Genomic DNA, 20,474 nt, shown 5'->3' with positions numbered 1-20,474 from the left:
GTCACATCCGTCCGATCAGGCGCTTGAGCTCTTCTTGCGAGTGGCAGATCTCCAGGGCGGCCTGCATCGAGACCAGCCCCTCCCGGACGCGCTCGGCCAGGTGCTGGTCGAAGGCCAACATCCCGTCGTTGCCACCGGCCTGCATGAAGGACGGGATCTGGTGCGACTTGCCCTCGCGGATCAGGCTCCGGATGGCCGGCGTGGCGGTGAGGATCTCGCAGATCACCATCCGGCCCTTGCCGTCGGCCCGCGGTGCCAGCGCCTGGGTCACGACGCCCTGCAGGCTGGCCGCCAGCTGGGCCCGGATCTGCAGCTGCTGGTGCGGCGGGAAGATGTCGATGACGCGGTCGATGGTCTGGGTGGCGCTCTGCGTGTGCAGGGTGGCCAGCACCAGGTGGCCGGTCTCGGCGGCGGTCAGCGCGGTGGCCGTGGTCTCCAGGTCGCGCAGCTCGCCGACCAGGATGATGTCGGGGTCCTGGCGCAGCGCGTGCTTGAGCGCCTGCGGGAAGGTCTCCGTGTCCGAGCCGACCTCCCGCTGGTTCACCAGGCTGCGCTTGTGCGGGTGCAGGAACTCGATCGGGTCCTCGATGGTGATGATGTGCGCCGAGCGGCTCCGGTTGGCCAGGTCCAGCACCGAGGCCAGGGTGGTGGTCTTGCCGGAACCGGTCGGCCCGGTCACCAGCACCAGGCCGCGGGGCAGGTGGGCGAAGCGGGCCACCGAGTCGGGCATGCCCAGCTCGTCCAGCGGCTTGATGGTGTGCGGGATGGCCCGGAAGACCGCGCCGCACGAGTTGCGCTGGATGTAGAGGTTGCCGCGGAACCGCGAGACGCCGGTGATGCTGTGGGCGAAGTCCATCTCCTGCTCGCGCTCGAACGTCTCCCACTGCTGGGCGGAGACGGCCGCGCGGGCCAGCAGGACGGTGTCGGCCGAGTTGAGCTTGCCGTAGCCGGGCAGCGGCCGCAGCGTGCCGTCGACCCGGATCATCGGCGGGGAGCCGACGGTCAGGTGCAGGTCCGAGCCGCGGGCCTCGACGAGCGAGATCAGCATCTGGTCCAGCACGGCCAGGTCGTCCGGGCCGGAAGCGGCCGGGTCAACCGGTGCCGCCTGGAGCGGTACCTCGTGGTCGAGCGTGTACATGAGCTGCACCGACAATCTCGTCGTGAAGTCTGACGCCCCCTAATTCGGCATCCCGGTGGGCGGGTTTAGGACCAGGTCGGGCGGAAATGTCCGCAGCCGCGGCCGGCGAGGTACCCTGCCGCCGCGCACGCTCAGATGGCGACGCGCGAGACCTCACGCAGCGACGTCAGCCCGCCCGCCGCCTTGGCCAGGCCGTCCGAGCGCAGTTCGTACATGCCCTGCTCCAGGGCGACCTCGCGGATCTCGTTGGAGGAGGCGCGGCGGATGGTCAGCGACTCGATCTCGGGCGAGATCGGCATCACCTCGTGCAGCGCGATCCGGCCCCGGTAGCCGGTGTTGGCGCAGTTGCGGCAGCCCACCGGCCGGTAGAGCGCGTCCGGGATCTTCAGGTCCTGCATCGGCCAGCGGGCGCCCTCGAGCTCCTCCGCGCTCGGCAGGTACGCCTCCTTGCACCAGTCGCACAGCCGCCGGGCGAGCCGCTGGGCCAGCACGCAGTCCAGCGACGAGCCGACCAGGAACGGCTCGATGCCCATCTCGGTGAGCCGGGTGACCGCGCCGGGGGCGTCGTTGGTGTGCAGGGTGGAGAGCACCAGGTGACCGGTGAGTGACGCCTCGACGGCGATCTGGGCGGTGTGGCTGTCCCGGATCTCACCGATCAGCACGACGTCCGGGTCGGAGCGCAGGATCGCCGGGAGCACGGCCGCGAAGGTCAGGCCGGCCTTGGTGTTCACCTGCACCTGGTTGACCCCGCGCAGCCGGTACTCGACCGGGTCCTCGACGGTGATCACGTTGATCTCCGGCTTGCTGATCCGGCCCAGGGTCGCGTACAGGGTGGTGCTCTTGCCGGAACCGGTGGGACCGGTGACCAGGACCATGCCGTGCGGCTTGGTGAACGACTCCGCGAAGCGGGTCAGGTTGTGCTGGGTGAAGCCCAGCTTGTTCATGTCCAGGTCGATGCCGCCGGTGTCGAGCACCCGCAGCACGATCTTCTCGCCCCACACGGTCGGCAGGGTCGCGGTCCGCAGGTCGACCTGGCGGTCGCGGATCAGCGCGGTGATCCGGCCGTTCTGCGGAATCCGCTTCTCGGTGATGTCGACGCCCGACATGATCTTGAGGCGGGAGGTCAGCGCGGCCATCACGCCGCGTGGCACCGTGTCCAGCTCGTGCAGCACGCCGTCGATCCGGTAGCGCACCCGCATGTCGTCCTCGGTCGGCTCCAGGTGCAGGTCGGAGGCGCGGTTCTGGACGGCCTGCTCGATCAGGTTGTTGACGTAGCGCACGATCGGCGCGTCGTCGGCGCTCTGCGCCTGGGCCGTCATCAGCTGGTCGTCCAGCGAGGTGTCGGCCAGGTCGCCCAGGTCGCTGTCCTCGCGCTGGAGCCGCTCGATGATCCGGCGGACCTCGCTGCGGGCCACCACCACCGGGCGGATCGTCATGCCGGTGGACGCGCGGACGTCGTCGAGCGCGACCACGTCGCCGGGGTCGGTGACGCCCACGATCAGTTCGCCGTCGTGCATCGCCAGGCCGAGCACCCGGTGCCGCAGCACTACGGGCAGCGGGATGCGCTTGAGCGCGGCCGGGTCGGGGGAGTAGCCGACCAGGTCCAGGGTGTTGATGCCGAAGGCCGCCGCGGCCGCCTCGGTGAGCTGCTCTTCGGTGACGACCTGGTCGTTGATCAGGACCGCCCGCACCGACCGGCCGCTGCGCTGGGCCTCGTCGGCCGCGGCGTCCACCGCGACCGGGTCGATGCCGATCTGCTTGAGTGCGTCGAGCAGCGGGCGGAAGGTCTGGTCCATGACATCCTCAGGGAAGCGGTACGTACACCGGTACGTCCGTCCCATCGGACACTTCCGACTTTTCCTGAGGCCCTGGTCACGTCTGACGGAATGCCCGCCGGTAGGCCGAGGGCGCGACCCCGATCGTCGCCCGCAGGTGCTGGCGCAGGGCCGTCGCGCTGCCCAGGCCGGCCCGCCGGGCGACCACGTCGATGCTGAGATCGGTCGACTCCAGCAGCAGCCGGGCGTGGGCCACCCGCTGCTGCAGCAGCCACTGCAGGGGGCTGAGCCCGGTCTCGTCGCGGAACCGGCGGGTGAACGTGCGCACGCTCATCCGGGCGTGCCCGGCCAGCTCCTCCAGGCTCAGCTGCTCGGCCAGCCGGCTCAGGGCCCAGGCCCGGGCCGGTTCCGTGCCGGAGCCCGCCACCGCCGGCACGGGCTGCTCGATGTACTGGGCCTGGCCGCCGTCGCGCCACGGGGCCACCACGCAGCGCCGGGCCGCCTGGTTGGCCACCGAGCTGCCGTGGTCCTGGCGGATCACGTGCAGGCACAGGTCAACGCCGGCGGCCACCCCGGCCGAGGTGAGCACGTCGCCGTCGTCCACGAACAGCACGTCGAAGTCCCAGTCGACCTGCGGGTACAGCCGGGTCAGCCGCTTGGCCCAGGCCCAGTGGCTGGCGGCGGTGCGCCCGTCGAGCAGGCCGGCCGCGGCGAGCACCGAGGCGCCGGTGCAGATGGAGATGATCCGGGCGCCGCGCGTGTGGGCGGCCCGCAGGGCCTCGGTGACGGCCGGCGAGACCTTGCCGTCGGTCATCGTGCTGCCGCCGCTGACCCCGGGCACGAGCACGGTGTCGGCGGTGGCCAGCGGGCTCAGGTCGTGGTCCGGGACGATCTGGAAGCCGCCGCGCTCGGGGCGTACCGGGCCGGGGCCGTCGCCGCAGGTGGTCACCGCATAGAGGAAGCGGTTGTCGGGGTCCTGGGCCGCGCCGAAGACCTGCGGAGGGACACCGAGGTCGAAACCGACCACGCCGTCGAGGGCGAGCATCGCCACGGAATGCACCATGGCCCGATTCTTGCGCATCATGGCCTCCCGGCCACTCGTCCGTCCATCCCCACCTCCGCAGAATGATCGGGTGACCCTTCGCCGTCTTCATCCCGCCTGGCTCGTCGCCGCCGTCGCCTTCATCGCCCTGGTCGGCGCGGCCGGCTTCCGCGCCACCCCGTCGGTGATGCTGCAACCGCTGCACGACGAGTTCGGCTGGTCGCTCGGCACGATCTCCGCGGCGGTCTCGGTCAACCTCCTGCTGTACGGCCTCACCGCCCCCTTCGCCGCGGCCCTGATGGAGAAGCTCGGCATCCGCCGGGTGGTGGCCGGCGCCCTGGTGCTGGTCTCGGCGGGCAGCGGGCTGACCGTCTTCATGCAGCAGAGCTGGCAGCTGATCCTCTGCTGGGGCGTGCTGGTCGGGCTCGGCACCGGCTCGATGGCGCTGGGCTTCGTCGCAGTCGTGGCCAACCGCTGGTTCGTGGCCCGGCGCGGGCTGGTCGTGGGCGTACTGACCGCCGGTGGTGCGGCCGGGCAGCTCGTCTTCCTGCCGCTGCTGGCCCGGCTCACCGGCACTCACGGCTGGCGGGTCGCCGCGCTGACCGTGGCGGCGGTCGCGCTGTCGGTGGTGCCGCTGGTCTGGTGGCGGCTGCGGGACCGGCCCACCGACCTCGGGGTGACCGCGTACGGCGCCGGACCCGACGATGTGGCCTCGCTGCCCGCCGCGGCGCCCGGCGGCGCGGTGCGCGTCGCGGTGCGGGCCCTGGGCCAGGCCGCCCGGACCCGGCCGTTCTGGCTGCTCGCGGGCGGCTTCGCGATCTGCGGGGCGACCACCAACGGGCTGATCGGCACCCACTTCATCCCGGCCGCGCACGACCACGGGATGGCCCCGACCACCGCGGCGAGCCTGCTCGCGCTGGTCGGCCTGTTCGACATCATCGGCACCATCGCCTCCGGCTGGCTCACCGACCGGGTGGACAGCCGCTGGCTGCTGGCCGGCTACTACGCGCTGCGCGGGCTGTCCCTGCTGGTGCTGCCGTCACTGTTCGCCGCGACCGCGCACCCCTCGATGGTGGTGTTCATCCTGTTCTACGGGCTGGACTGGGTGGCCACGGTGCCGCCGACGGTCGCCCTGTGCCGGGAGTACTTCGGGGCCAGCGGCGCGGTGGTCTTCGGCTGGGTCTTCGCCTCCCACCAGTTCGGCGCGGCGATCGCGGCCACCTCGGCCGGCCTGGTCCGCGACAAGCTCGGCAACTACGACGCCGCCTGGTACGGCGCGGGCGCGCTGGCCCTGACGGCCTCGCTGCTCTCGCTGATGCTGCTGCTGGGCAAGCGCCGCAAGGATGTCGGCCCGGCCGGTCCCGGCATCGGCCTGGCCTTCCCCGCGGCCACCACCTCGGCCGCGCCGGCCTCGTAGCCATCACACGGCGAGAGGCGGCAACCGGTATGGCCGCCGTGCATCGATAATCGTCTCTTTCTGGCTACGGTGTGGACACCCCGTCCCACACCCCCAGGGAGGACCCCCGATGCTGCGCAAGAGACTGTCCGCCGCGCTGGCAGCCGTCGCGATGCTGGTCGGCCTGCAGGTCACCACCGCCGGGCCGGCCGCCGCGGCACCCCGGATCCTGTACTACGACGCCAGCCAGGCCCAGGAATTCATCTCGGTCGTCAACCAGGGCGCCCAGATCTGGAACAGCCGGGTCACCAACGTCCAGCTCCAGCCGGTGCCGGCCGGCCGCACCCCCAACATCCGGGTGTACGCGGACAACGGCTGGCCCCGCACCTACTCGACCTCACTGGGCAACGGCCGCTGGTACATGGGCCGCGAGGCGGTCAACGAGGGTTACTACACGCCCCGGATCGCCGCCCACGAGTTCGGCCACATCCTCGGGCTGCCGGACCGCCGTACCGGGCTGTGCACCGACCTGATGTCCGGCAGCAGCGCCCCGGTCTCCTGCCGCAACCCCAACCCGAACACCACCGAAGCGACCACGGTGAACAACAACTTCCGCTCGGCGGCGGTCGCGGCGTCGATCCCGGCCCGCGAGTTCGTCTGGGTCGGCTGACCCTGCTCTCCTCGGGCGCGGGCCGTCAGGCTCGCGCCCGCTCCAGCTCCGGGAGCGCGCCACCTTCTGCCCGCGACCGAGGAAGCGACTCCCGAGATCTTGGTGAAAGCTGGCTCCTATGGGCGGTTTCTAGCTGTGGTTGCAATACCCACGTTTTGGCAGGTAGGAGTGAGTTGATGGCGGCCAGGTCATCGATGGTGGAGCGGGAACGGATCGGATTGGGGCGCGCGGCGGGTGAGTCGTTGCGGCAGATCGCTCGGTGTTTGGGGCGGGCGCCGTCGACGGTGTCGCGGGAGGTGGCCCGGTTCGAGAAGTACGGTCAGCGGTATCTGCCGTTGATGGCGGACTGGGCGTGCTGGCTGCGGCATCGCCGGCCGGGGCGCTCAGGCCGCGGGGGCGATCCGTTCGTCATGGCCCTGGCTGGGCTTGAACATCAGTGCCCGCCCGGCTGAGGCCGGGGATCGGGCGGTGCCCCGGGCATGGGGAAGGTGATCTGCTGGAAGGTACCCGTCGTGGTGGTCTGAACTCGGCGATCGCGACGCTGGTGGAACGCTCGACCCGTTTCGTCATCTTGGTGGGCCTGCCCGAGCAAGCTGTCCGAACACGTCGCGGCTCAGCTCGCCGCCGCGATGAGCTGGCTGCCGGCGCGGTTACGGGCGTCGCTGACCTGGGATCAGGGCCCGGAGATGGCGTCCTGGCGGCAGTTCCAGATCGCTACTGACTGCCCGGTCAACTTCTGCGAGGTCGCCGACGAACTCAACCGACGACCCCGACAGACCTTGGGTTGGGCCAACCCGGCTGAGAAGATACCGAGCTACTCGGTGTTGCAACCACCAGTTGAGCCCGCCTATAACGGCCACCGTTTACCAAGATCTCGCCGAGCCGAGCCGGGGGGTGCCCGCTGGGCGGGCGAGGGTGAGTGGTCCCGCACCTGGCAGGGAGCGCAGCGACCGCTCTCGGCGGAAGCGACGGTCAGTTATCCGCACGGACCTACGACCGCGATTCGATCCTGATCACTCGGTCAGGGTGACGACCTCGAGCACCCCGCTCAGCACCAGGATCTGCCGCACCCCGCGGCTCGGATGGGCCAGCTGGAACTCCACGCCCTGGTCCCGGGCTCGCTGGAAGCCGAAGATGATCGCGCCCAGGCCGGTCGAGTCGATGAAGGACAGCTCGGCCAGGTCGACCACGATCGTGCCGGGCCGGCTCTCCAGGGCCTCCACCAGGCAGACGCGGACCTGGTCGACGTTCAGGACGTCGATCTCGCCGTGCAGGCGCACGGTGACCACGTCGGCGTCGCGGTCGAGACTGGTTACGGGTTCCTCGGACACCGGGGCCTTTCCGTTCGGCGCAAGCTTCCGCTGTGGTGATGATTCCACGTACGGTAATCGGCACAACGACAGTAGATGGCCGAGTCACCAGTGGGGAGGGCGGCGTGCCGATCCGGGGTGGGCTGCCGCCGCGCAATCCGCGTTTTGTCGGCCGGGAGGGACTGCTCGCCGACGTTCGCGGGCTGCTCGGCAACGGCCCGGTGGTGCTGCTGCCCGCGGCCGAGCATCAGCTCGGTGGCACCGGGCGCACCCAGCTCGCCGTCGAGTACGCCTACCGGTATGCCGACACCTACGACCTGGTGTGGTGGATCCCGGCCGAGCAGACCGCCGGCATGCGCGCCGCGCTGGTCGGGCTGGCCAGTGAGCTCAAGCTGCCCGAGGCCCGCGACATCAACCGCACGCTGGGCGCGGTCCGGGACGCGCTGAGCCGCGGCGAGCCGTACCGCAACTGGCTGGTCGTCTTCGAGAACGCGAACCGGCCCGAGGACATCAAGCCGTACCTGCCCAGCGGCGCCGGGCACGTGCTGGTCACATCCCGGAATCCGCGGTGGACGTCCGAGGTCGCGCAGGCCGTGCCCGTGCCGGTGTTCGACCGTACGGACAGCGTCGACTTCCTGCGCCGGCGGACCGTGGAGCTGTCCGTCGACGACGCCGAGCGGCTGGCCGAACGGCTCGACGACGTGCCCATGGCGCTGGATCTGGCCGCCGCGGTCCGCACGGCGACGGGCTGGAGCGTCGCCGACTATCTGCGGCACTACGACGAGCGGGCCGCCGAGCTCGCCTTCCCGACGCCGATCCGGGCGGCTTGGGGGCTGGCCGCCGACTCGCTGCGGGACGCCTCGCCCGCCGCCTCGGAGCTGCTGGAGCTCTGCGCCTTCCTGGCCAGCTCGCCCGTGTCGTGGGAGCTGTTGTGGGCGGCCCGTGGCCTGGTGTCGCCGGAGCTGGCCCGCACGGTGCGCATCGAACGCCGGCTCAAGGCCGCGCTGCGCCTGATCGGCCGGTACGGGCTGGGCGAGCTCGACCCGCCCGGGGACAGCCTGCTGGTGCATCCACTGGTCCGGGGCATGATCGGCCAGCAGCTCAGCTCGGAGCGGCACGCCGCCCTGCTGCGTACGGTCCGGGCCATGCTCGCGGCCGCCGACCCGGGTGACCCGGACAACCCCGCCCACTGGCCCCGGTACGCGGCCATCGTCCCGCACCTGGTGCACTCCGACGTGCTCGGCGGCGACGCCGAGGAGATCCGCCAGCTGGTGATCAACTGCATCCGTTTCCTGTACGCCCGGGGCGACTGGGACTCCAGCCGGGACCTGGCGGGGCAGGCGGTGGCGCGCTGGCGGGACAGTCTCGGCGAGACCGACGAACAGACCCTGCTGGCCTCGTTCCACCTGGCCAACGCGTTGCGGGCGGTGGGCCGCACGGCGGATGCCCGGGCCCTGAACGCGCAGACCCTGCGCTCGCAGCGGGAGGCGCTGGGCGGCGACGACGAGACGACCCTGGCCACGGCCAACAGCGTCGGCGCCGATCTGCGGATGCAGGGCCACTTCAGCCAGGCCCGCCAGCTCGACGCGGACAACCTGGTCCGCTACCGCCGGTTGTTCGGCGAGAGCTTCCCGACCGCGTTGCGCTGCGCCAACAACCTGGCCGTCGACCTGCGGCTGCTCGGCGACTTCCGCGGGGCGCGGGCGCTGGACGAGCAGGTGCTGCGGCACCGGCAGATGATCTTCGTGGACGGTCATCCCGAGACCCTGTCGTCGCGGGCCGGGCTGGCGTTCGACCTGTTCGGCCTGGGCGACTACGCGGGCGCCTCCGCGCTGCTGTCCAACGGGCACGCCGAAGCGCTGGGCGCCGACCATCCGATGGCGTTGTGGGCCGGGCGGTTCGCGGCCATCGCGGCCCGCCGGCGCGGGCTGCCGCAGGCCCGCGCGCTGGCCGCGACCAACGTGGAGCTTTACCGGCAGAAGTTCGGCGACCTGAACGTGGAGACGCTCGGCGCGCTGGTGTCGCTGGCCAACTGCGCCCGCGAGGACGGCGACCTGGAGGAGGCGCACCGGCTGCTGGAACGCGCCGTGGTCCGCTATCACGCGGTGCTGGGCGACGAGCATCCGTTCACGCTGGCCGCGGCGGCGGACCTGGCCGGGGTCGTGCGGGCCGGCGGCCGGTTCGCCGAGGCCCGCACAATCGACACCGAGGCGCTGGGCGGGCTGCGGCGCAGTGTCGGCGCGGACCACCCGTTCACGCTGAGCTGCGCGAACGGCCTGGCCGCCGACCTGCTGGCCACCGGTGACGCGCAGCAGGCCCGCGAGATCGCCCTGGACACGGTCTCCCGGTCGCGGGCGCTGCGCGGGGCCTCGCATCCGGACACGCTGGCCTGCGCGTTCAACGTGGCGCTGGACGCCGGGGACGAGCCGTCGATGCACGCCGCCGTCGAGGAGCTGCAGAAGGCGTACGGCGAGGGCCACCCGGTCCCGGCCCGGGCGCTGGCCGGGATCCGGCTGGAGACCGAGATCGAGCCCCCGCCGCTGTAGGGCCCTAGGCGGACAGCGCGGACTGCCGGGTCAGCAGCGATGTGAGGTCGTCGGCCGGCATCGGGCGGGCGAAGTGGTACCCCTGGGCCTGCGCGCAGTCCAGCTCGCGCAGTCGGCTGGCCTGGGTGGCGTCCTCGACCCCCTCGGCGACCGGCGCCAGGTTGAAGGTGCGGGCGATCTGCAGCACCGCCTCGGCCACCGACGCGCCGTTGCCCTCCTGCATGGCCTGCACGAACGACTTGTCGATCTTCACCACGTCCACCGGCAGCGTGCCCAGGTGGCTCAGTGACGAGAAGCCGGTGCCGAAGTCGTCCAGCGCGATCCGTACGCCGAGGCTCTTGAGCGCGCCCAGCACCCGGGCCGACTCGATCAGGTCGACCAGCGCGACCGACTCGGTCAGCTCCAGCACGAGCAGTGCGGGCGGCAGGCCGGTGCGCTCCAGCACCGCGCGGACCTCGTCGACCAGCGCGGGATTGCCGAGCTGGCTGGCCGACAGGTTGACGTTGAGCTCGAAGCCGGGCTCCTGCGCCTGCCACACCGCGGCCTGCCGGCAGGCCTCCTCGAGCACCCAGCCGCCGAGCCGGGGGAGCAGGCCCAGCGTCTCGGCCAGGTCCAGGAAGGCGATCGGGGGCAGCAGCCCGCGCTCGGGGTGGTTCCAGCGGACCAGCGCCTCGACGCCGACCGTACGCTCGCCGTCCAGGTCGACGATCGGCTGGTAGTGCACCTCGAACTCGCCGTCGTCGAGCGCGCGGCGCAGGTCCGCCTCCTCCTGCCGGCGCTGCTCGGCCACCGCGAACTGGCCCGGGTCGAAGCGCCGGGCGACGCCCTTGCCCTCGGCCTTGGCCTGGTACAACGCCAGGTCGGCCTCGCGCATCACGTCGTCGACGGCCAGGCCGCTGCCGCGGGTCAGGGCGATGCCGGCGCTGGCCGGGATGGTCAGCACGGTGTCGCCGATGACCAGCGGCTGGCTGAGGTCGCGCAGGATCCGGTTGGCCACGGTGTCGGCGATCCGGTCGTCGACCAGGCGGGGGAGCAGCACCACGAACTCGTCGCCGCCGAGGCGGGACACGGTGTCGTTGGTCCGTACGTTCGCGGTGAGCCGTTCCGCCGCGGTGCGCAGCAGCTCGTCGCCGGTGGCGTGCCCGTACGTGTCGTTGACCTCCTTGAACCCGTCCAGGTCGAACAGGATCACGGCGGTCATCGTGTCGTCGGCGTCCGCGAGGGCGTCGGTGGCGTGGTCCATGAACAGCTTGCGGTTGCCGAGCTCGGTCAGCGGGTCGCGGAACGCCTGCCGGGCGAGCTGGGCGCGCTGACGGGTGAGGTCACGGACCAGACCCTCGTTGGTGCGGGCGCCGAGGAACTGCCGGACCAGGATGATCGCCGCGACGGCGATGACCAGCCCGCTCAGGCCGGGGCTGATGGTGCCGCTGCGGGCGAGTCCGGCGGCGGCTGTCAGCACGGCGGCGGCCGCGGGGGCGTACTGCACCAGCGGCCAGCGGCCGGCCAGCACCAGCACGCCCAGGCCGAGCAGCCCGACCGCGCCGAGGCCGATGAGCACTCCGGCGGCGCCGCGCGCTTGCCCGCCGGCCATCAGCGGCCACGCGAGCAGCAGCAACGACGTGTAGATCATGGTGCCGTCGACCACCCGGCGCACACGATCCATGGTCTTCCCGGTCCGACCCATGCCTCACCTCCGACAGGAGCCCTCATCGGTGGGCGGGGGGAATACCTGAGCGAACCTCAGGAAGAAAGCCAGGCGGCCAGGGCCAGCGGATCGACGCCCGGGTCACCCAGCGTGCGGTGGACGGCGGCGACCACCTCCGGGGCGTCGCGCAGGGCGCCTCCGGTCCCGCTGAGCGCTAGCCCGGTCCAGGCCGCGTCGTCCTCCGGGTCCGTGCCGACCCTTTCCCGGTACGCCCGCAGCGCCGCCGCCTCATCACCCCGCACGTAAGCGAGATCACCGTCGGGCGTACCCGCCGAGGCCGGCTCTCCGCGCAGCGTGGCGTGGATGAGGTCGAGGCGGCTGCTGGCCTCCAGGGCCCGGCGCGGCGCCGGGCGCAGCTCGGACTCGATCCGGGGCGCCGGCCGGCCCTGCGTCCAGGCGTCCGCGAGCAGCCGGGCGTCCCGTGGCTGCACGTGGCGGTTGCGCAGCCGCCAGCGCAGGTAGTGGTCGGAGTTGGCGGCGGTGGCGAGCCGGGCGACCGCCGCCGGGACCTCGTCGGTGAGCCACGACGACACCTCGGCGCGCAGCGCGGTCACGAAGCGGGTGCCGGCCGCGGTCAGCGTGCCGCCGGCGAGCAGCCCGTCCGCCGCGCTCAGCACGGCCGCGCGCCAGCGGGCGAACTCGAACGCCGCCAGCGGCTCCGCGCGCCGGGCCCGCCAGAACCGGGTGACCGTGAGGTAGGCGTAGGCGCCGTGCAGGATGCCGGCGGCGGGGCGGGGGTCGTCCCGCCAGGGGGAGTAGCCCAGGGCGTCCGGCTGGTGGTGCAGGTCGAAGAGGTACTGCACCGCGTTCAGCAGACTGTGCTGGGTCTCGTGCAGCAGGCCGACCGCGAGGGCGGTGGCGTCGGCCGGCTCGGACATGGCCACCGCGCCGAACGCGTCCGCGGAGGTGGCGCTGATCCCGCGGGCGGCCGGATCGGGCTCGACGGGCACGACGCAGTCCAGCACCGTGGCCAGCACTTCGGCGTCCGGGCGCAGCTGCTCGACGAGCCGGCGCCAGGCCTCGGTGAGGAGCCGCTGCCACCGGTCCAGCTCGGCGGGGGTCAGCGGGGGAGCCGGTGGGAGCCCCAGACCGGCACGTAACGGGTCGCTGTCCTCGATCCGTACGGTGATCGACAGGCCGTCGTGGGTGGCGGTGAGCTGCCGGGCGGCCGGTCCGGTGCCGGTCGCCGGCGTGGCCAGATAGTCGAGCGGGGCCTGGGGCGGCCGACCGGCGCGCAGCGCGCTCAGGGAGCGGATGGCCCACACGCCGACCAGCGGGCGGGCCAGCAGGGCGCGGACCCCGGCCGGATCTTCGCGTTCGGCGGCGACCAGTTCGGCGTACCCCGGGACCGGTACGGCCGCGACCAGCTCCCGCAGCAGGAGCAGATGCTTGCTGAGCTGGGACCGGCGCAGCTCGTCGAGGGTGGCGGCGTCCGGGCGGCCCGCGGCGAGCGCGGCGAACGCCGGGTCGCTGAGCCGGTGCACCGGCAGGGTGGCAGTCGGACCCACGGGCTCAGAGGGCCGAGTTGAAGCCGGCGATCGGTTCGCCCGGCCGGGCCAGGTCGTCGGCCAGCCGGCGCAGGCAGTGCGCCAGCACCGAGTCGTCGGTCTCCGCCGGCGGGCCCGCACCGGCGAGCTCCGCCAGGGACAGCCCGGAGACGTCCACCATGGCGGACCGCCACTCGGGTGTCGCACCGGTGGTGCTCGTACCCCCGTCCACGGGCACCTACCCTCACCTCAGGGCCGGCGCTGCTGGCCGACCGGCAACGATCAATGTATTGCCGCCACATTACGGCGGTCGCCGGGTCGGGTGATGTCCGGGCGTTACCGGACGCTGCGCTCGCCGGGGTTGACGCGGCGTGATCTCATAGGACGCCAACACAGCAAAAGTCGGCAACGGAGGACAAACTGTGCTGGGACGGAACGTGGAGGGTGCGACGAGCTCGGAGGACGAGGTGCACGATCAGATCGACGCCGCGGTCGAGGAGGCCGCAGACGCCGAGGGCAGCCCCGAGCAGCCGGACGCGCCGGTGATGCCGGCCCCGCCGTTCCCCACGTTCTCCAGCCGGCCCACCCTGCCGCACCAGGTGCCGGGTGTGGGTTTCGAGAGCGGACGGGACAGCCGTGCCCGCTGAGGACTCCCGGCCGCAGCTGCCGCGCCGTGGCCCCGCGCCGCCCGTCGACCGGATGGACAACGCCGAGCTGGCCCGGCTGGTCGAGGCGGAGCACCCGTACCGGGGCAAGGCGCTGTTCGAGCTCTCGGACCGGATCGCGGTCGACGACGACGCGGCGACCAAGGTGGCGATGCTGAGCCGGCTGACCTCGTTGCGGACCGCGCGGCTCTTCGATCGGGTCTCGCTGGCCTGGTCGGCGATCATCGCGCTGCTGGCGGCCGAGACGCCGCACTCGCGGTCGTCGGCCTACGAGGCGTTCTACGCGCTGGGCGAGGCCGAGCAGCGCGACATGCTGGACTATCTGGAGGTCACCGCGATCGAGGACGCCCATCCCCGGATCGGCTAGAGGGCGCGGACCCCTGGGGAGCCCGCGCCGTTGGGTGATCCTCAGGCCTCGACCTTGACGCCCTTCCAGAAGGCGACCCGGTCCCGTACGGCCTTGGCGTCGGGCTTGGGCTCCGGGTAGAACCAGACCGCGTCCTGCGTGACGTGCTCACCTGACTCGAGCGTGTAGTACGACGCCTTGCCCTTCCAGGGGCAGACGGTGTGCGTGTCTGAGGGGCGCAGCACGTCCTCGCGCACCGAGGAGCGCGGGAAGTAGTAGACGCCCTCGACTACCACGGTGTCGTCGCTCTCAGCGATGATCTCGTCGTTCCAGATGGCCTTCGGCATACCCCGAACGTAGCGCGCCACCGAGGGACTGTCCGATACGCGCGGCTTATTCACCTCCCGTGGGTGAAACGTGGTGAGTCGTCCGCACATTGCCCGGGCGCTGTACGAAGATCTAGAGTCGATCCGCCAGCCCCCCGACGGAAGCGGCCGCCATGACCCGCCTGAGCACGCTGCCGAGCACCCGCGAGCAGGCCCGACGGGCCCTGCTGCTGATCGGCGCCCCGGCCTCGTCCCGGCTCGTCGTCGACGTGCACGGCGCGCTCTTCGACGGCGACCTGACCGTGACGGCGCTGGTGGCGCTGCTGCGCGACGAGGAACGCGCGCGCCCGGCCGACCCGTCCGCGTACCGCATCTGCCCTGCTCTGCAGCCGGACCTGACCGCCGCCCGCGGCCTGCTCACGCTCTCCACCTGGCCGGTCGAGGGCCGGGTGGCGGCCCCGCGGGCCGACCTGTTCGCGGCGATCGTCCGGATCGCCGAATTCATCGCCATGCGTGAGGTCGCCGGAGCGGCCGCGGCCGCCCTGCTGCGCCGCCTCGCCGACGAGGTGCCCGGCGGCCCGGAGGCGTACGCGGTGCAGCACCCCGCCGCCCTGGCCGACGCGGCCCGCACCGCGCTGGCCGCCGTCCCGGTCGCGCCGCTGCCGGCCGGGACCGTGCAGCGCTGGGAAGGCCTCGACGAGCAGCAGCGGCTCTTCGGCCTGCCCCGGCTGCCGCAGCAGCGGGGCCGCGCGTGACCGCGGGACTCGACCGGCTGCGCGGAGCCACCCCGCCCAAGCGGCACAACGCCCGGACGATCGCCGCGCTGACCGGCAATCCGGGCTGCACCCGCCGGGCCGTGCTGGACGCGGCCGGGGTCGACAAGCCCCGGCTGGCCCAGCGGATCGGCTTCCCGGGCAGCTTCGGGCAGTCCCGGTTCGCGCTGGCCCGGGGCAACGGCTTCGAGGCGATGCTCAAGGCCGACGACTGCGCGCTGCTGCGGGAAGTGCTGGCCGGGTGCCTGGGGCTGGACGCCACCGGAGCGTACGACGACCTGGGCGAGGACGCCGACGACACGCTCACGGCCCGGCACGGGCGCACCCGGGAGCTGCTCGCCGAGTCGGCCGGTGCCGCCCTCATCGACCACCCGTTGCTCACCCTCGACGTCGCCGGTCAGCGGGTCTTCCTCGAGCCGGACCTGATCGCGTTCCAGGCCGGGGGGCGCCTGCACGTGGTCGAGATCAAGTCGTTCGCGATCGTGGACGGGCAGGCCGACAGCGCCAAGGTCTCCGCGGCGGCGGTCCAGGCGGCGGTCTACGTGCTGGCCCTGCGCCGGCTGCTGGAGGAGCTCGGTCACGACCCGGCCCTGGTCAGCCACGACGTCGTGCTGGTCTGCACCGAGAACTTCTCGCTCCAGCCGGTCGCGGTGGTTCTCGACGTGCGCAAACAGCTGTCCACCCTCAAACGTCAGCTGACCCGGCTGGCTTCGGTGTCGTCGCTGGCCGCCGAGCTGCCGGAGTCCGTCAGCTTCGACGTCGCGCTCGCGCCGGCCGACCTGATCACCGCGCTGGGTCACGTCGAGGCCCGTTACGCCCCCGAATGCCTCTCGACCTGCGAGCTGGCGGTCTACTGCCGGCACGAGGCGGCCGGCAGCACGGCGGCGCTGGGCCGCCCGGTCCGCGACGCGCTCGGCGGGGTCGACACGGTGGCCGAGGCGCTCGCGCTGGCCGCGGGCACCGCCACGCCCACCGAGGAGCAGGCCGAGGCCGCGGCGCTGCTCCAGGCCGCTGCCCGCCTGCGGGCCGAGATCCTATGAGTACGCTCACCGCCCTCGCCCGGGCGCAGGCCGTCGTCGCGGGCCGGGCCCAGCCCGTCGCCACCGTCCGCCACCTGCACGTGCACCCCCGGCCGTTGGTGCTGATCCCGCTGGCCATGGCCGGTGAGGCGAACGCCCCGCTGGCGGCCATGGTGGGCACCGACCGTTCGGCGCCCCGGCTGCTGGTCGTCGCGCAGCCCCGCAACCGCAGCGACCGTTTCGCCTTCGCCGCCGAGCTGGCCGAGGTCCTCGTGCCCTACGTGGACAGCTTCACCTCCGAGACCGAGGCGGTGGCCGTGGACCGGGGCCGCGACGTGCGGCACCGGTTCACCGACGCGCCGCAGCTGTGGGTGCCGAACACCGGCGGCGTCGACTTCCTGCGCCTGTTCGGCCGGTCCACACGGTTCCGCAGCACCGAGGGGGAGTACGCGGTGCCCCCGTCGGTGCCGCTGCTCGGGCGCTGGCTCACGTTCTTCGCCAACGCCGCCGAGGTGGCCGGGTCGTCGCTGCTGCTCAACGCCGTACAGGCGCTCGGTCTGCACTGGGCGAGCGGGCAGAGCAGCGCGGAGGACGCCCAGCTCGCCGCCCTGCTCGGCTGGATCTCCCCGCCGCCGGGGCGCACCGGCGCCGAGGCGGCGCTGGCGGCCGAGGACCCGCAGCTGTGCCCGCCCGCCGGACCGGCCACCGACCCGGTGTTCGACAACCACGTGCTGGCGCCGCTGCTGTCCACGGCCGACCCGGACGTCGCGGCCCTCACCGTGGTGCTGCGGGCCCAGTTGCGGCCGACCTGGGAGCTGATGTGGCGCACCCTCGACCTGCTGCGTGAGCTGCCGCCCGGCGCCCGGGTGGCCGGCCGCTGGGACAGCGACCGCGACACCTACTCCGGCTTCGTGCAGCACCTCGCCGAGGGCGGGCCGCCCCAGCCCCGCCGTGACGGCGCGGTGGCCGCCGCGGCCCGCCTGCACCGCCTGGAGAACGCGGCCACCCGGTACGCGGTCCAGCGCGCCTTCGACGACCCGCTGGTGATGGCCGAATACCGGCTCACCGGCGCAGCCTTCGTCGGCGACGTGACCCTGGCCAAGGCCGACCGGATCGACGACAGCGGCAAACGCCCGGTGCTGCGCCCGCGGATCATGGTGGTGACCACCGAGACGGTCCGGGTCGAGCCGGGCGCGACGCTGACCTCCCCGCAGCGGCCCGGCCAGAAGGCGCTGGTGATCTCGGTGACCGCGGTCGACGAGAAGACCGAGGTGCTGCTGGAGCTCTCCGGCGGCATGGGTCGCAAGCTGGTGGCCGAGCCCGGCAGCGTGCCCGAGGTGGGTGAGCGGTTGCTGCTGACCACCCTGAGCGAGGCGTACCGGCCGGGCGGCGCCTTCCCGGAGCCGGACCAGACGCCCTGGACCCACGGCGGGCCGCCCGTTGCTTACGAGCCGCCCGACGCCGGCTCAGAGCAGGCGGATCAGCAGTAGGGCGATGTCGTCGGCGCGGCGGCTCGCCGCCTCGATGAGCCGCGTGCACAGCTCGTCCCCGGGCAGGTCCGCGTGGTCCCGCAGCGCCTGCTCGACCAGGGCGATGCCGTCGTCGAGCAGCCGGCCCGGCGTCTCGACCAGCCCGTCGGTGTAGAGCACCAGCGTGGAGCCGGGCGGCACCCGGCGGGTGTGGGTGGCACGGTCATTGCGCGAGACCAGCCCCAGCAGCGGCTCCGGCGTGGTCCACCAGGTCTCCACCGTGCCGTTCGGGAGCAGCAGCAGCGGCGGCGGGTGACCCGCGTTGGAGTACGAGAGCGTGTACATGTCGGCGTCGCGGCGCAACCGGGCCAGCACAACGGTGGCGGCGGCGGGGACACGCAGCCCGCGTAGTGCCTTGTCGAGCTGGCTGAGCAGCAGGCCCGCCTCGTCGTCGCGGCCGAACGCGTCGCCGCGGACCAGATTGCGCAGCTGACCCATGGTCGCGGCGGCCTCGATGTCGTGGCCGGAGACGTCACCGACCGCCAGCATCACCGAGCCGTCGGGCTGGGCGAAGGCGTCGTACCAGTCGCCGCCGACCGCCGCGCCGTCCTGGGCCGGCAGATAGCGGGCGTGCAGCTCGATGCCGTCGATCGTGGGGAGCTCGGTGAGCATGCTCTGCTGGAGCACCTCGGCGACGTGCCGCTGCTGGCGGTAGAGCCGGCTGTTGTCGATGGCCAGCCCGGCCCGGCGGCCGATGTCCGTCCCGGTGCGCTCGTCGGCGTCGGTGAAGGCCGCCCGGGACGGCCCGTTGACCAGCGTGATCGTGCCGAGCACCCGGTGGCTCACCGGCGCGGTGATCGGCACCACCAGGAACGAGGCGTAGCCCAGCCGCTCCGCGATGGTCGCCAGCTCGGTGTCGGTGGTGCGTTCCAGGATGTTGGCCGCGCTCTCACCGTCGCGGCGGATCGGCCGGCCGCTGCCCTGGACGGCGAGCACGATGGACTTGCCGTTCAGCCCGGTGGTCATCAGGTCGGCGAAGCGGTCCACGTCCGCGGCCCGCTCCGGGTCACGGTGGGCGGCCGAGAGGTGCCGGGGCATCCCGTCCGGGCCGATCAGCGAGATCAGGCCCCAGTCGGCCAGCCGTGGGGTCAGCGCCCGGCCCAGCGAGCCCAGCGCCTCGTCGATGTCGGTGTTCGTGGCCAGCGTCTCGGTCAGCTCGGCCAGCATCGCGAGCTGATCGTGCGCGTTCTCGGCGTGCCGGCGGGCCTCCTCGGCGAGCTCCCGGGAGATGCGCAGCCGCAACTCCGAGGAGCAGGCCTCGGACAGGTCGCGCAGCGTCGCCAGCTCCGCCCTGGTCCAGGCCCGCGGCTTGGTGTCGATCGCGCAGAGCGAGCCCAGGGTGCGACCGTCCGCGTCGGTCAGCGGCATGCCCGCGTAGGCCACCACGCCCAGATCGGGGATGGCCAGATTGTCGCGGACCTGCGCGTAGATCCGCGCGTCCGGGAACACCTTGGCCTCGCCCTCGACGACCACGTGCTGGCAGAACGAGTGGGACAGCGGGGTCTCCCGCTTGGTGAGCCACGGCTCGGCCAGACCGACCTGGCCGGGAAAGAACTGGCGTTGGTCGTCGACCAGCGAGACCAGCGCCACCGGGACGTCGAGCAGGCGCTTGACCAGACTCGCGAAGCGGTCGAAGGCCTCGTCCGGCTCGGCGCCGACACAGACGCGCTGCAGCGAGCGCAGGCGCGCGGAATCGGCCAGACTGCCCGCGTGTGCCGCGGCGGCCTCGACGTCCTCGCTCATGCGCCCTCCAACCGTCGGCCCCCGGCGGTCCGACAAGCCAGATTACCCGGCACCGGCCGGGTTGCCAGGGCGGCGCTGTCACCGCTTGATCACGCGACGTTGCGCCGCCCCGGGTCGAGCGGCTGGCGGCGGCCGGCGGTCAGGCCCGAGCGGATCGTGCGGATCGTCTCGGTGCGGCCCAGCCCGGCCCAGCGGGCGGCCGCGGACAGCTCCTCGGTCACCAGCGCGGGCTCCAGCAGCCCCGCCCCGACCAGCCGGCCGAGCGCGAACGCGGCCCGGTTGAGAGTGTCGTTGCGGGTGCCCACCGGCGCGCGGGCCACCCGGTCGGCCTCGGCGGCCAGGGCCACGGACGCGTAACGATCCGGGTGGGCGATCCGCTCCCGGCCGGTGCCGCCGCGCCGGGCCGGTGGCTCCGGGCCGGCGATGAGCTCACGCAGGGCGGGCGGGGCCTCCGGTGGTTCCGCGCCCGGGCCGGTTATCCAGTAGTAGGTGGTGCGGTCGGCGTGCCGGGACGGGGGTGCCACCACGTACCCGCCCGCGCCGCGCCAGTCGACGCCCGGCAGCAGGTGGACGCGGTTGCCGTGCCCCAGCGGGCGGAACCAGAAGTGCCAGCCGCCGCCGCCCGTGCGGACCTGGGGCCCCACCGGCATCGCGTCGCCGAGCAGGTGGCGCAGCCCGTGCCAGCCGCCCGGGGAGTCGACGTCGGCGACGTCCATCACGACGCCGGTGCGCAGTCCGATGTTCGCCGCGGGCCAGCGCGCCCACCACATCTCTATCCGGCGCGGGTCGACGCTGGCGTCGGTCAGGCCGTGCCGCAACCGCGGATGCTTGCCGGGCCGCTCGCAACCGGGCCGCTCGCACGAGCACGAGCCGTCAGCCGCAGGCGAGTGCACCGGCAGGACGGGAATCCCGTGCCGGGCGTACGCGAGAGCGGCGTCGAGCAGCATTGGCACAAGTGTACGAAGAAAGCCGGGACTGCGGCAGTGATCGGCGGCCTCTATGCT

The 20,474-nt window shown here is 73.1% G+C and carries 19 protein-coding genes and 1 pseudogene; 10 read left to right on the top strand and 10 right to left on the bottom strand.

Annotated elements, in window-relative coordinates; genetic code table 11:
• Position 1 precedes the first annotated feature (1 nt).
• The 3 genes from ACWEOZ_RS13045 to ACWEOZ_RS13035 all read right to left on the bottom strand — a co-directional run bounded on the left by ACWEOZ_RS13045 (position 2) and on the right by ACWEOZ_RS13035 (position 3,976).
• A complete protein-coding gene (locus ACWEOZ_RS13045) occupies positions 2–1,138 on the bottom strand; it encodes a type IV pilus twitching motility protein PilT (protein WP_451910915.1) in 1,137 nt (378 codons plus the stop codon).
• A gap of 131 nt (positions 1,139–1,269) precedes the next feature.
• Positions 1,270–2,934 (bottom strand): GspE/PulE family protein, encoded by a 1,665-nt coding sequence (locus tag ACWEOZ_RS13040; protein ID WP_451910914.1) that lies wholly within the window; start codon positions 2,932–2,934, stop codon positions 1,270–1,272.
• A 76-nt stretch (positions 2,935–3,010) separates the two neighbouring features.
• Positions 3,011–3,976 (bottom strand): GlxA family transcriptional regulator, encoded by a 966-nt coding sequence (locus ACWEOZ_RS13035; protein WP_451910913.1) that lies wholly within the window; start codon positions 3,974–3,976, stop codon positions 3,011–3,013.
• A gap of 70 nt (positions 3,977–4,046) precedes the next feature.
• On the opposite strand from ACWEOZ_RS13035, the gene ACWEOZ_RS13030 reads away from it, so the two are divergent.
• From ACWEOZ_RS13030 to ACWEOZ_RS13015, 4 genes and pseudogenes are all read left to right on the top strand, one after another.
• Positions 4,047–5,372, top strand: coding sequence for an MFS transporter (locus tag ACWEOZ_RS13030; protein ID WP_451910912.1), 1,326 nt, complete (start codon positions 4,047–4,049; stop codon positions 5,370–5,372).
• A 109-nt stretch (positions 5,373–5,481) separates the two neighbouring features.
• Positions 5,482–6,021, top strand: coding sequence for a snapalysin family zinc-dependent metalloprotease (locus ACWEOZ_RS13025; RefSeq protein ID WP_451910911.1), 540 nt, complete (start codon positions 5,482–5,484; stop codon positions 6,019–6,021).
• Between the two features lie 176 nt (positions 6,022–6,197).
• Positions 6,198–6,473 carry a helix-turn-helix domain-containing protein gene (locus ACWEOZ_RS13020; RefSeq protein WP_451910910.1) on the top strand — a complete coding sequence of 92 codons (276 nt, stop codon included), beginning with the start codon at positions 6,198–6,200 and terminating at the stop codon, positions 6,471–6,473.
• Positions 6,454–6,830: pseudogene (locus tag ACWEOZ_RS13015) on the top strand (IS30 family transposase); the annotation flags it as partial. The gene ACWEOZ_RS13020 and the pseudogene ACWEOZ_RS13015, both read left to right, overlap by 20 nt.
• Before the next feature lie 204 nt (positions 6,831–7,034).
• Here the strand turns inward: ACWEOZ_RS13015 and ACWEOZ_RS13010 are convergent.
• Positions 7,035–7,352, bottom strand: a complete 318-nt coding sequence (locus ACWEOZ_RS13010; RefSeq protein ID WP_451910909.1) for an STAS domain-containing protein — start codon at positions 7,350–7,352, stop codon at positions 7,035–7,037.
• A gap of 104 nt (positions 7,353–7,456) precedes the next feature.
• Here ACWEOZ_RS13010 and fxsT point away from each other — a divergent pair, with 104 nt between their 5' ends.
• Positions 7,457–9,877 carry an FxSxx-COOH system tetratricopeptide repeat protein gene (gene fxsT / locus ACWEOZ_RS13005; RefSeq protein WP_451910908.1) on the top strand — a complete coding sequence of 807 codons (2,421 nt, stop codon included), beginning with the start codon at positions 7,457–7,459 and terminating at the stop codon, positions 9,875–9,877.
• 4 nt (positions 9,878–9,881) lie between these two features.
• Here the strand turns inward: fxsT and ACWEOZ_RS13000 are convergent, their stop codons facing one another.
• The 3 genes from ACWEOZ_RS13000 to fxsA all read right to left on the bottom strand — a co-directional run bounded on the left by ACWEOZ_RS13000 (position 9,882) and on the right by fxsA (position 13,307).
• Positions 9,882–11,540, bottom strand: coding sequence for a putative bifunctional diguanylate cyclase/phosphodiesterase (locus tag ACWEOZ_RS13000; protein ID WP_451910907.1), 1,659 nt, complete (start codon positions 11,538–11,540; stop codon positions 9,882–9,884).
• 77 nt (positions 11,541–11,617) lie between these two features.
• A complete protein-coding gene (locus tag ACWEOZ_RS12995) occupies positions 11,618–13,090 on the bottom strand; it encodes an aKG-HExxH-type peptide beta-hydroxylase (RefSeq protein ID WP_451910906.1) in 1,473 nt (490 codons plus the stop codon).
• A gap of 4 nt (positions 13,091–13,094) precedes the next feature.
• Positions 13,095–13,307, bottom strand: a complete 213-nt coding sequence (gene fxsA, locus ACWEOZ_RS12990) for an FxSxx-COOH cyclophane-containing RiPP peptide (protein ID WP_360831405.1) — start codon at positions 13,305–13,307, stop codon at positions 13,095–13,097.
• A 184-nt stretch (positions 13,308–13,491) separates the two neighbouring features.
• Here fxsA and ACWEOZ_RS12985 point away from each other — a divergent pair, with 184 nt between their 5' ends.
• Positions 13,492–13,716, top strand: coding sequence for a hypothetical protein (locus ACWEOZ_RS12985; RefSeq protein WP_360831408.1), 225 nt, complete (start codon positions 13,492–13,494; stop codon positions 13,714–13,716).
• On the top strand, positions 13,706–14,101 hold the full coding sequence (locus ACWEOZ_RS12980; RefSeq protein ID WP_360831411.1) for a hypothetical protein: 396 nt from the start codon (positions 13,706–13,708) through the stop codon (positions 14,099–14,101). Before ACWEOZ_RS12985 ends, ACWEOZ_RS12980 begins: the two co-directional genes overlap by 11 nt.
• A gap of 41 nt (positions 14,102–14,142) precedes the next feature.
• On the opposite strand, the gene ACWEOZ_RS12975 is transcribed toward ACWEOZ_RS12980, so the two are convergent.
• Positions 14,143–14,427, bottom strand: coding sequence for a DUF427 domain-containing protein (locus tag ACWEOZ_RS12975; protein WP_360555289.1), 285 nt, complete (start codon positions 14,425–14,427; stop codon positions 14,143–14,145).
• A 152-nt stretch (positions 14,428–14,579) separates the two neighbouring features.
• On the opposite strand from ACWEOZ_RS12975, the gene ACWEOZ_RS12970 reads away from it, so the two are divergent.
• Genes ACWEOZ_RS12970 through ACWEOZ_RS12960 form a run of 3 tightly spaced genes read left to right on the top strand, consistent with a single transcriptional unit; the run spans position 14,580 to position 17,688 of the window.
• The gene (locus ACWEOZ_RS12970) at positions 14,580–15,161 is read left to right on the top strand and encodes a hypothetical protein (protein WP_451910905.1); all 582 of its coding nucleotides are present in this window, start codon (positions 14,580–14,582) and stop codon (positions 15,159–15,161) included.
• The gene (locus tag ACWEOZ_RS12965) at positions 15,158–16,219 is read left to right on the top strand and encodes a hypothetical protein (RefSeq protein ID WP_451910904.1); all 1,062 of its coding nucleotides are present in this window, start codon (positions 15,158–15,160) and stop codon (positions 16,217–16,219) included. Before ACWEOZ_RS12970 ends, ACWEOZ_RS12965 begins: the two co-directional genes overlap by 4 nt.
• On the top strand, positions 16,216–17,688 hold the full coding sequence (locus tag ACWEOZ_RS12960) for a hypothetical protein (protein ID WP_451910903.1): 1,473 nt from the start codon (positions 16,216–16,218) through the stop codon (positions 17,686–17,688). Before ACWEOZ_RS12965 ends, ACWEOZ_RS12960 begins: the two co-directional genes overlap by 4 nt.
• Here ACWEOZ_RS12960 and ACWEOZ_RS12955 read toward each other — a convergent pair.
• Positions 17,665–19,470 (bottom strand): SpoIIE family protein phosphatase, encoded by a 1,806-nt coding sequence (locus tag ACWEOZ_RS12955; RefSeq protein ID WP_451910902.1) that lies wholly within the window; start codon positions 19,468–19,470, stop codon positions 17,665–17,667. The genes ACWEOZ_RS12960 and ACWEOZ_RS12955 overlap by 24 nt on opposite strands.
• Positions 19,471–19,559: 89 nt before the next feature.
• On the bottom strand, positions 19,560–20,417 hold the full coding sequence (locus ACWEOZ_RS12950; protein ID WP_451910901.1) for a bifunctional DNA primase/polymerase: 858 nt from the start codon (positions 20,415–20,417) through the stop codon (positions 19,560–19,562).
• Between the last annotated feature and the right edge of the window lie 57 nt (positions 20,418–20,474).

This window comes from Actinoplanes sp. NPDC004185, from assembly GCF_053603475.1.
This window is presented reverse-complemented; position numbering and strand designations above follow the sequence as displayed.